We start from the raw sequence: 12,692 nt of genomic DNA, 5'->3' as shown, positions 1-12,692 counted from the left end.
ATCATCACGCCTGTATCGACGCAACGAAGAACGTGAAAGGGAGATCACGATGTCGGAGACCCACGGCAAGTTCATCTGGTGCGAATTGATGACGCCCGATACCAAGGGCGCCAAGGATTTCTACACAAAGGTCGTCGGCTGGACGACCAGCGAAATGACCGTCCCCGGCATGCCACCGTACAATATCTTCGAGGCAGATGGCGTCGGCCGCGCTGGCATGATGGTCTTTCCCGCCGAGCTTGAAGGCACCGGCATCCCGCCGAACTGGACCGGCTATGTCGCCGTCGACGATGTCGACCAGAGCGCCCGGGATTTCGCCGCAAATGGCGGCTCCGTCCGCCGCCCGCCGGAAGATATCCCCGAAATCGGCCGCTTCGCCGTGGTCGCCGACCCGCATGGCGCCGTGATCTGCATCATGACGCCGGCCCCGATGGACAGCCCGCCGCCTGAAGCCGCGATGGGCGCGCCGGGCACGCTCGGCTGGAGCGAACTCTATGCCGGCGACGGCGGTGAGGCCTTCGCCTTCTACGAAAAGCTCTTCGGCTGGACCAAGGACCATGATTTCGACATGGGCCCGATGGGCGTCTACCGCATCTTCGCCGAACATGGCACGCCAGTCGGCGGCATGATGACCAAGCCTGAGAACGTGCCGATGCCGGCCTGGGCCTATTATTTCAACGTGCCCGCCATCGATTCCGCCATCGAGCGGGTCAAGGCTGGCGGAGGGCAGGTCGTCAACGGCCCCATGGAAGTGCCCGGCGGCAGCTGGGTCATACAGGCGATCGACCCGCAGGGCGCCTTCTTCTGCCTCGTGGCGCCGGCCCGCTGAGGCCTAGAAAGCCTCGCTTGCAAGCACCCGAAACGCGCTCGAATCGGCCCCGGAAACGGGGCCGTTCTGCTGTGGCCGAATAGCCTCTATCGTTCTATTTTTATTAGAATTTTACCGACTAAGCGGTTTTGCGGTTAACCGTTCTTAAACATTTCTGGGTGGATGCATAACCCGCTATATCGGCGCCTATAGGGCAGTATTGCTTTTGTATCTTCGGCAGAATTATTTGGCCTCAGTTTCTCATTGGGGTATTTTGTATGTCTATCGAAGATTCTCGCATCTCTGCCGTTGAAAATGAAACCGCATCGCATGACTTGATCTCCGATATTCATCAGGACGCCCGCCTGCAGACTTCCGCCCTGGGTGGCGTCGAGGTCGCACAGGCCGATAGCACTCAGCCGGCAGACCAGCAGGGCGCTCAGGTAACTGAAACGACCGGCCGCTTGCCCGCAGCTCAAGAAGCAGCCGCCGCCGCACCGGCCGGCCAGGTTGTCCCGGATCAGAACAACATCGCCCATCTGCCTGCAGGTACTGCGATCGACGATATCCACGTCCGCGGCAACGACCTCGTCCTCGTCCAGGCCGATGGCACCGAGATCGTCATCGTCAACGGCGCGCTCCACGTCCCGACCTTCCTGCTCGGCGAAGTCGAGCTTCCCCAGCAGGCCGTGATCGCCGCTCTCGAACAGAGCAACATCAACGTCGCCGCCGGCCCCGACGGCTCCTATTCCGCCAGCTCCTCCCCATCGAGCTCCGGCGCCAACTTCCAGGACACGACACCGGGCAACGCCGGCGACCCGACGCAGCTCGCTTCGCTGCTGGCCGATACGCAGCAGGCTGACGGTGCGCCCAGCCGCACGCCGGACGAGCAGAACGGCGTTCCCCTCATCACGGCAAGCAGCATTTCGCTGGTAACGGAAGTCAGCGATGCCAACGGCGCCTTCTCGACCCAGGTCGTCAACGGCCAGTTCGGCTTCATCCCCGGCAAGGACTTCGGCGTCATCACCGCCGTCGGTCTCTCCGATTCGCTCAATATGGATGAAGGCACCCAGAACGGCACGCATGTCGATCTGACCTCCAACGGCCAGCCGGTCGTGGTTACCATCAACGGCCTGACCATCACCGGCTCGGTCGACGGCCAGCCGGTCTTTACGCTCACGGTCACGAATACCCTGACCGGCGCCTACACCTTCACGCAGTTCGGCCCGCTCGATCATCCCGACAGGGGCGAAAGCGGCGCCGATGACGTGCTGCGCCTGCAGTTCAGCTACACCGTCACCGACAAGGACGGCGACAGCGTCACCGGCATCGGCTCGGTCGACATCCGCGATGACGCGCCTGTTATCGATCTCAAGGGTGCAAGCGACGACAGCGTCGTCAGCGAAGGCGGCCTGCGCGGCGCCGAGAGCCCGGCTGTCACCGGCAGCATCTCGCTCGGCGTACAGTGGGGCGCCGACAACGGTAGCAGCCGCGACCTGACATTCAACGCGCAGAGCGCGCCGTCGGGCCTGCAGTCGCACGGCCAGGACATCCTCTATAGAATCTCCGCCGACGGCCACACGCTGACCGGCTATACCGAAACCGTCATCGGCGAAGGCTCGGAAGCCGTCGTCAAGACCACCGACGTCTTCGTGGTAACGCTCGATCCGACCGCCGAGCATGGCGCTTACACATTCACGCTCCTGACCAGCATCGACCATCCGCAGTCGGGTCCCGGAGCCGGCGAGGGCGAGATCATCCTTCTCGACGTCGCCCCGTCGCAGGACCAGCAGATCGACCTGACGTTTGCCGTCACCGCCAAGGACGCCGATGGCGACACCGTACCGGCGAGCTTCACCGTGACAGTCAACGACGATGTCCCGACCGCCAACACCGTCACCAACGAAACCATCATGCAGGACGACCTGCAGACACTCTTCCCCGGCAACAGCAACCTTGGCGTAACGAGCGTCAAGGGTGAGGCCGGCGCCCTGTTCACGACGGGTGCCGATGGCTTCAAGAGCATCGTGCTCGGTGGCGAGCAGATGAGCTTCTCGGCCATCTACAAGACCGACAAGGGCTTCGCGGCGCAGGAAAGCGTCAGCTGGGGCAAGGGCGTCGTCGACGGCGGTGACACCACCTTTACGGCAACAGGTGAACACAGCAAACAGACCGTCGCGACATTCATCGTGCATGCGGATGGTTCTTATGAATTCATCGTCAGCGCCCCGATCGTTCACAGCCAAAGCGGCCAGGACAATTTCGGCCTGACAGTCAACTTCACCGTCACCGATGGCGATGGCGACACCTCGCATGGTTGGCTCGACGTCACCATCAACGACGACGCCCCCACCGCAAGCATGGTAAACGTAGAAACCAAGCTCGACGACGACGCCCAGACCCTGTTCCCCGGCAATGCCGGTGGTAACGGCGATGTGGCCGACGCCAAGTCGATCTCCGGCGAGGCCGGCACACTCTTCAAGGCTGGCGCCGATGGCATCCAGTCCGTTGCCTTCACGGCTCCGACGGGCATTCAGGCGATCCATGACGTCAACGGCCACGGCGTCGCTGAAAACCTCGTCTACACCACCACGACGAACGACGCCGGCGCGACGATCCTGACGGCAACCGGCAAGGACAGCGGCGACCTCGTCTTCACGCTGACGGTCAAGGCCGACGGCAGCTACACCTTCGACCTCTCCGCGCCGCTGGTGCACGGCACCACGGGCGCCACGGAAGACAACCTTCCTGTGACCATCGGTTTCCAGGTGACGGATGGCGATGGCGACATCGCCAAGGGTTCGCTGACCATCAACGTCAACGACGACATTCCGACCACGACGGGAACCGTTGTCGCTGTGACCGCCGACGAAGGCGATATCTCCAACCTGCTTTCGAATGGCAATTCGCCATTCGACGGTTCGGGCGACGGCTCGACCTCCAACCTTTCGCTTCTCGGCGTCGGCTACGCCGCCACCGTTTCCGGCTCGGTTGCCTCCACCGTCGCCTTCGGCGCGGACGGTTCCGCCGCCACCGGTGCCTTCTCCTTCACTGCGAATGCCGCAGCGACGCTTGCCTCCATCGGCCTTTCCTCCGAGGGCGGCGAGCTCGCCTATGCCGTCGTCGGCAACACGATCATCGGCTACGTCAACAACATCGGTCGGGGCTATGATCCGCTGTTCGACCGTCCGGTCCTGTCGTTCACGCTGAACAGCGATGGCAGCTTCAAGTACCAGCAGTACGATCAGCTCGACCATGCCACCGGCAACGGCGCCAACACCGACCTGAAGACCGACACCGGCACGGTTTCCGGCATCGACTTCGGCTCGGTCATCAAGGCAACCGACGGCGACGGCGATAGCGTCGTCATCGGCGGCAAGCTCGTCGTCACCATCACCGACGACGTTCCCACGGTCTCGATCTCGCTCACCGGCCGCACCGTCATCCACGACGAAACCGCTGGCCGCGATGCTAACAGCAACGACAGCACTGCAAATGCCGCAAGCCGACCGTTCGGCGGCTTCGAAACGGCCAACCATATCGATCATGCGCTCGGCTATGCCCGCAACGGCAACGCAATCGTCAACTACGGCTCCAGCGTCGGCACGGATGAGCCGAGCAAGGTATCTCTGACGCTGCACGTCACCGACGAAGCATCCGGCCTGAAGACCATCGACAACGAAGCGATCACCCTGCACGAGGAAGGTGGCCTGGTCGTCGGCCGCGACGCGCATGGCGACGCCGTATTCGCAATCAGCCTCGACAGCGAAGGCCGCGTCAGCATCGCGCAGTATCAGGCGATCCAGCATCCTGTCGGCACCGATGCCAACGATCTGGTCAACCTCGCCGGCAAGATTTCGGCTGTCGTCACCGCCATCGATTATGACGGCGACGTTGCCACCAAGTCCGTCGATATCGGTGGCCAGATCCAGTTCCGCGACGACGCACCGGTTCTCTCCGGTTCCTCCGTCACGGTTACCGCCGATGAAGGCGACATCTTCAACATCCTGTCGCAGGGCAACAGCGCCGAAGACGGCACGCACGACGGTTCGTCGTCGGACTTCTCGGTGCTCGGCGTCGGCCTTGCCGCGACTGTGTCCGGTTCGATCGCCTCGACCGTCTCCTTCGGCGCCGATGGCGCTGCCAATGGCGGCGGTTTCTCCTTTGCCGCAAACGCCACAGCCACATTGACGGCTCTCGGTCTGTCGTCGCAGGGCGGCCAGCTCTCCTATGCCGTGGTCGGCAACGCGATCATCGGCTACGTCAACGTCATCGGTCAGGGCTACAATCCGCTGTTTGACCGCCCGGTCCTGTCGCTGACGCTGAATAGCGACGGCAGCTTCAAGTTCCAGCAGTACGATCAGCTCGACCACGTTGCCGGCAACGGCGCCAACACCGACCTGAAGACCACCACCGGCTCTGTCGCCGGCATCGACTTCGGTTCGGTCATCAAGGCGACCGATGGCGACGGCGACAGCATCACGCTGGGCGGTAAGCTCGTCGTCAAGATCACCGACGACGTCCCCACGGTCTCGATCTCGCTCACCGGCCGCATCGTCACCCATGACGAAAGCACCGGCGTTAGCGCCAACAGCGATGACACGACGTTGCAGAGCGTCAAGTCGATCTTCACCGCTTTCGAAAACAGCGCCCACGTGACCGCGCTCGGCTATGCCCGCGAAACGGGCGCGATCGTCAACTACGGCTCCAGCGTCGGCACCGACGGCCAGGGCAAGACCACGCTGACCCTCAGCATCACTAACAGCGAATCCGGTCTGCTCACGACCGCAGGCAAGGCGATTACGCTCTCGATGAGCAACGGCCTCGTCATCGGCCGCGACAGCGACGGTAAGGCCGTCTTCGCGATCAATATCGACAGCGACGGCCGCGTCAGCATTGCCCAGTACCAGGCGATCAAGCATCCCGATGGCAGCAACGCCAATGACCTTGTCGATCTAACTGGCAAGATCTCGGCTGTCGTCACCGCGACGGACTATGATGGCGACACGGTCACCAAGTCGGTTGATATCGGCAAGCAGATCCAGTTCCGCGACGACGCGCCGGTTCTGAAGGCTGTGAGCAGCGTCAGCCTCAGCGAGGACGATCTCGCCAACGGCTCGTCTCCCGACAGCAGCCATCTTTCCGTCAAGGGCGATCTCGACATTTCGCTTGGCGTCGACGGCGGCAAGATCGTTCTAGCGGCCGATGGCGCCAAGTGGGACGATGCAAGCAAGACCCTGACGGCCGGCGACGGCTCCTGGAAGGTCACGCTCGGCAACGACGGCAAATATACCTTCACGCTGCTGCACAGCACGGCTCACACAGGTGTTGGCGCCGACAACCTGAACGTCGCCGTGACCTACACCGCGACCGACAATGACGGCGATTCCATCACCGGCAACTTCACCGTCACCATCAAGGATGATGTCCCGACGGCAAGCTATTCCGGCCGCATCACGGTTCAGGAAACGGCCAACACCGATGGCTCCTTCCACCAGACCTCGGCCACCGGCACCATACAGTTCGTCGCCGGCGCCGATGGTGCCAAGGTGACCGCGATTTCCTACGAACTCGGCACGAACGCGGCCCCGAAGGTCGCCGACGAGGATGCCAAGGATTACACCGCGAACGCCATGACGTCGGGCGGTCAGGCGGTTCATATCGTCGAATCCGCCGATCACCTGACGCTCACCGGCGTTCGCGCCGACGGCAAGACCGTCTTCGTGGTCGAGGTCACCAACGCCGCGACCGGCGAATACAAGTACACGCAGTCGCTGCCGCTCGACCAGCCGGACCGAAACGAAACCGGCTCGGCCGATGGCATCGTGATGAAGATCGGCTTCACCGTCACCGACGGTGATGGCGATACGGCAAGCCGCAGCCTGCAGATCGCCGTCAACGACGATGGCCCGAAGGCCTACTTCTCCAACACCGTGACGGTGACCGAAGCCGGCACCGACAACGGCCAGTTCATCCAGCAGAGCGTCGACGGAAAGTTGCTCTTCGACGGCGGCGCTGATGGCGCCCAGATCACCAGCATCGTCTATCGCTTCGGCAACACGATCATGGAAATGCCGGAAGCTCAGGGCGAGAGCATCCGCTGGCCGGCGCTGACGTCGAACGGTCAGGCGATCACGGTCACCACCTCCACCGACGGCCTGACGGTCACCGGCAAGGTCGGCAACGTCGAGATCTTCTCGCTGCACGTCACCGACGTGAAGACGGGTGCCTATACCTTCACCCAGTCCGGCCCGATCGATCATCCCGACAAGGGGCAGTCCGGCGCCGACGATTCGCTGCGCATGGTCTTCGACTTCGTCGTCACCGACAAGGATGGTGACACGGCAACCAACGCCGTGCAGGTCGACATCCGCGACGACGCGCCGACCGCGGGCTACGCCGGACGCATCACCGTCCAGGAAACCGCCAACACCGACGGCTCCTTCCACGAGACCTCCGCCACCGGCACGATGAGCTTCCACGCTGGTGCCGACGGCGCCAAGATCACCTCGATCGCCTATGGTGTCAGCGGCGGCAACACGACGCCGTCCATCTTCGATGCCAATGTGACCACTCCGGTTGTGACCGTCCCGCTCAAGTCGGGCGGCGAAACCATCCACATCGAGCAGGCCGGTGCGCTGACCCTCTTCGGCAAGCTTGCCGATGGCACGACGATCTTCAAGGTTGAGGTCCTCAACGCGGCGACGGGTGAATACAAGTTCACGCAGCTTGGCCCGATCGACCATCCCGATAGCGCCAAGACCGGTGCCGACGACGGCCTTCGCATGAAGATCGTCTACACCGTGACCGACGCCGACGGCGACAGCGTCAACGGCAGCGTCCAGATCGACATCAACGACGGCGGCCCGACCATCAACGGCACGGCGCATGCCGTGAACCTTCTCACCAACGGTGATTTCTCGGGCGGCACCTGGGCGCACACCGAGAGCTGGGGCGTCTGGGCAACGGAAGCGACTGGCTGGAAGATCGATGGAACGGTTGCCGGCCAGACCGGCGTGCAGCTCGAAAAGATCGCCTCCGGTTACGGTGGTCTCTCAACATCCAACGGCCATCCGATGGTCGATCTCGGCGCAACGCCGGGCAACGTCGCGATCTCGCAAAGCGTTACCGGCCTGACGGCGGGTGAGAAATACACGATCAGCTTCGAAGTCGGCTCGTCGAACTACAATTCGGCTCACCTTGAGGTTCACTGGAACAACCAAGTCTACACCATCCCGGTCACCAGTCAGATGAAGGTCGTCACCCTTGAGGTGACGGCGGACAACGGTGCCAACACCCTGACCTTCAAGGAAACCGGCGACGCCACCGACAACGTCGGCACCTATCTCGCCAATGTCAGCCTGACTCACGGCGCACCGGTTCCAGTCTTCACGGCGAACGCCGGTGAAGATGACGGCGCGATCACCTTCAACCTGCATGATGGCAACACCTTCTCGTTCGGCGCCGACGGCGCGGGCGAGGTGACCTTCGCGACCTCGCAGGTCACCATCTCGACGCCATCGGGCATGACCGTCACGCTAGACCCGAAGTCCTACAGCTATGATGCCGACACCGGCATCTTCACGATCCATCCCGGCAGCGGCTTCAACGCCCTGAGCAAGGACGAGATCGCGACGCTGACGGTTCCCTTCACTGTCACTGACGCCGACGGCGACAGCAAGTCCGCCGTCTACCAGGTCACCATCCACGGCGCCAACGACAACCCGATCGCCAATGACGACGTCTTCTCCAGCGTGCCGAACGGCTGGACGCTCGATGCCGCCAGCGGTCACGCCTACACTTTCAAGCCCACCGACAATTCCGAGACCTGGGACAAGGCACGGGTGGATGCGGCCCAGCTGCTGGCCGACAACAAGAGCTATCTGGCGACCATCACCTCGGCGCATGAGCAGAATGTCGTTCTTGGTGTCGTCAATCACGATGGCGGCAAGGCGGAAATTATCGCCTATCTCGGCGGCACGGACGAAGGTCATGAGGGCCATTGGGTCTGGGCAACCGGCCCCGAGGCCGGCCAGCCCTTCGTTTATACGAACTGGGATGCAAACGAGCCCAACAACAGCAACGGCAACGAAAACATCCTGTGGCTCTACGGCCAGTTCCGCGACGGCGTGTGGAATGACGCGCCGAGCAATGGCCTGCCCTTCGGCGGTTATCAGTTCGGCTACGTCGCCGAAGCGGGCGCCCCCGGCTCCTATTACGCCGCGATCAACGAGGATCATTCCTACAAGATCGATGCCAGCCTGCTGCTCGCCAACGACAAGACCGTCGACATCGGCGAAAAGCTGAGCGTCATCGGCTTCGATCAGGCCGGCGCGAAGGCTGCAATCTCCACGATGGGTGCCGCGATCTCTTTCGACGGCACGTCCTTCAGCTACGACGCCAGCGCTTCTGCGTCGTTGCAGCATCTTGCCGAAGGCGAGAAGGCGACGGATACCTTCAGCTACACGATCAGCGACGGCCAGGGCGGCTTCAGCACCGCGACGGTGACCGTCACGGTCGAGGGTCGCAACGACATCGCGGTGATCACGGCGGCCTCCGGCGCCGATCTCTCCGTAACCGAAGAGAGCGACCTGACCGCCGGCGGCAAGCTCAACATTGTTGACGTCGATCACGATCAGCAGGCGTTCGCGCCGCAGACCGACAGCGCCGGCACCTACGGCAAGTTCACGATCGGCACCGATGGCACCTGGACCTACACCGCCGACAACAGCAAGCTGCAATCGCTCGCCGCCGACGAACACAAGACGGAAAGCTTCACCGTCTGGTCCAAGGACGGCTCGGCCTCGCAGGTCATCGAAATCGCCGTCAATGGCACGAATGACAAGGCGGTTATCTCGGCCGCTTCAGGCGCGGATCTCTCGGTGACCGAAGACAGCGACTACGATGCCCGCGGCAAGCTCGATATCGTCGATGTCGACAATGGCCAACAGGCGTTCGTGGCGCAGACCAACAGCGTCGGCACCTACGGCAAGTTCACCATCGGCACCGATGGCGCTTGGACCTACGCCGCCGACAACAGCAAGCTGCAGTCGCTAGGCGCCGACGACCACAAGACAGACAGCTTCACCGTCTGGTCCAAGGACGGTTCCGCTTCCCATGTCGTGACGATCACGGTCAACGGCACCAACGATGCGGCTGTCATCACGGGCGACAACAGCGGTAATGTAACGGAAGCAGGCTATGCAAACGCAGGCGGTACGCCGGTTGCGACCGGTAACTTGAATTCGACCGATGTCGATAATCCCGACGACAAGTGGACTGTTGTCGCGACGGCAAAGACAACCGAGTCCGGCTACGGCAGCTTCACGATCGACGAAACGGGTCACTGGCGCTATGAGCTCAACAACGCAAACCCCAAGGTGGATGCGCTCAACAAGAACGGCACACTGACCGATACCTTCACCGTGACCACGGTGGATGGTACGCCAAAGACGGTCACCGTTACCATCAACGGTGCCGATGACGTCGCGCCGAACAGCGCGCCTGTGGTCGTCAACGACACCATCATCACCAACAGCTCCACCATCTCCATTCCGGATTGGGCGCTGCTTCGGAATGATAGCGACGCCAATGGCGATAGCCTGAAGGTCATCGATGCGAGCAATCCTCGCTACTTTGATGTAACCAGCAACGCCTTCTTGGATAGCGCGAATCACTCGGACACCACGCCGTCTGTCACGTTCACGGATGCAGGGTTACGCGGCGGCTCGTTCGACTATACCGTGTCGGACGGCAAGACGACGTCCACGGGCCATGCCGATGTCGACGTCAACTACTTTACGAGCACGCTCACAGGCGGCGCCGGCAACGATATCATCATCGGTCGTGATGGCAGCAACAACACGCTGAGCGGTGGTGCTGGCAATGACATCTTGATCGGCGGTAACGGCGACGATACGTTGAATGGTGGAGCTGGTGACGACATCCTCGTCGGCGGCCGCGGCGCCGATACTCTGACTGGCGGCACGGGTGCTGACATCTTCAGGATCGCGGCCGGAGATTCGAAGCCTTCCATAGAATTGTCTAGCTCTATCTTTAGTTCGAGCTACTCGGTGACCGGTTACGATCAGATCACCGACTTCGACGCCAGCCAGGACAAGATCGAGCTTCCAAACAGCGGAAGCTTGAAGATTGCCGCTGATGTTTCAAAGGGCGATTTTGCCGATGTGACGCTCAAGGAAACCGTACTCTTCGGCAATGGTGCCAGCTCGACAATCACGGGTCATTCCATTGTCAACGGTGTCGTTACCTTCAAGAACGGCAACGGCAATGGCAACATGCCGATCAACTCGATGCTCGATCTGGCGGTGGCGGTAAAGTACCTGCAGGCGCTCGGGGACAACACGATCGTTGCCTTCAAGGCGACGTTCCCAGGTGATTCTAAGGAACACACTTTCCTGTTCGAACACCAGACGGGATCCGACTACACCCTGGTCGATCTGAAGGGCTACTCGCTGACGAACCAGGGCCTGAAGCCTCTCTTCGGCAGCGCGACTTCCGCCATCGACCCCATCATCCTCGACCTCGACCACAACGGCATCGCCCTGACCACCCTCGACAACGGTGTCTCCTTCGACATCAATGCCGATGGTCACCAGGACAAGATCGCCTGGACGGCGGGCACGGATGGCATCCTGGCCTATGACGTGGATGGCAACGGCAAGATCGACAACGGCAGCGAGATCTTCTCGCCGCACTTTGCCGGCGGCAATTATGTCGATGGTCTTCAGGCGCTTGCGACGCTCGACAGCAACCATGATGGCAAGATCGATGCCAATGATGAGGCCTTCTCGAAGCTCACCATCTGGCAGGACCTGAACCATAACGGCATCAGTGATGCCGGCGAGCTTTCGAGCCTCGCCGATCATCAGATCGCCAGCCTGTCGCTCGATGCGCATGCGTCGGATAGCGCGATCAACGGTCAGGCGATCCTGGCGGATGGCAGCTACACGCTGACGGATGGCTCCACCGGCCACTTCGTCGAGGTTGCCTTCGATGCCACGCTCGGCAGCGGGGACGACAATCATGCCTACTCGTTGATCGGCAGCGATGGCAACGACACGCTCTCGGGCGCCGGCGGCATGTATACGCTGACGGGTGGCGCGGGCGCCGATACATTCGTGCTCGATGCCGACGCGCTTTCGGATGTGAAGATCGCCGACGTGATCACCGACTACAAGGCCGGCGAGGGCGACACGCTCGACGTGTCGAAGCTGCTCGACAGCCTGCTCGGCCACCAGGCGACCGAAGCCGAGGCGCTCTCAAGCGTCAAGACGACGGTCCAGGGTGCCGACACGGTGGTCAGCGTCAATGCCAATGGCGGCTGGCACGATGTGGCTGTTCTCCAGAATACCACGGAAGCGGTCAAGATCCTGTTCGACGACAAGCACGACACCACCACCGCGCCGCATGTCGGCTAAGCGGTGACGGACAGGCGGAACGCTCCGCATGACATGACAAGGGAAAAGGCGCGCGAGCGCCTTTTTCGCGTTTTGAGGGATGTGAGGGGTGAGGGGAGGCCGGCTCCCCATCGCCGTACGATCGAGATACGGAGCATGGTCGGGCAGTCGGCCGTTACGGCCAGCCTGGTTGCGTGGTCGGTGGATGGCGAATGAAACCACGTGGACTGTTTCGCTTCGGATGGCCAGAAGCGTTGCGATATCAGTGGCTAGTGAGGCGCGGCGGATCTTGATGGTTGCGGCAGGTTTTCACCGTTGCGGCAAGCTGCGGTGATTGCGATACACCTCCAGCCTCCAGCCTCCAGCCTCCAGCCTCCAGCCTCCAGCCTCCAGCCTCCAGCCTACAGCCTCAAGCTAGCGTTCGTCGGCATTGACGCCTGCGTTCGCCCGCCATGCCACCGCCT

The 12,692-nt window shown here is 62.2% G+C and carries 2 protein-coding genes; both read left to right on the top strand.

What is annotated here, in order from left to right:
- Positions 1 to 49 precede the first annotated feature (49 nt).
- Positions 50 to 829: a VOC family protein gene (locus ACODTZ_RS29910; protein WP_489030179.1), complete on the top strand. Its 780-nt coding sequence runs from the start codon at positions 50 to 52 to the stop codon at positions 827 to 829.
- Between the two features lie 257 nt (positions 830 to 1,086).
- Positions 1,087 to 12,249, top strand: coding sequence for a T1SS-143 repeat domain-containing protein (locus ACODTZ_RS29905; protein ID WP_489030177.1), 11,163 nt, complete (start codon positions 1,087 to 1,089; stop codon positions 12,247 to 12,249).
- Positions 12,250 to 12,692: the final 443 nt, after the last annotated feature.

This window comes from Rhizobium sp. FG113 (assembly GCF_057809895.1).
The sequence above is the reverse complement of the archived record's forward strand: the minus strand, read 5'-3'. Positions and strand labels throughout refer to the sequence as shown.

Coding starts and splice junctions, on each gene's coding strand:
- ACODTZ_RS29910 (WP_489030179.1), top strand. CDS start 50: ATGTCGGAGACCCACGGCAAGTTCATCTGGTGCGAATTGATGACGCCC.
- ACODTZ_RS29905 (WP_489030177.1), top strand. CDS start 1,087: ATGTCTATCGAAGATTCTCGCATCTCTGCCGTTGAAAATGAAACCGCA.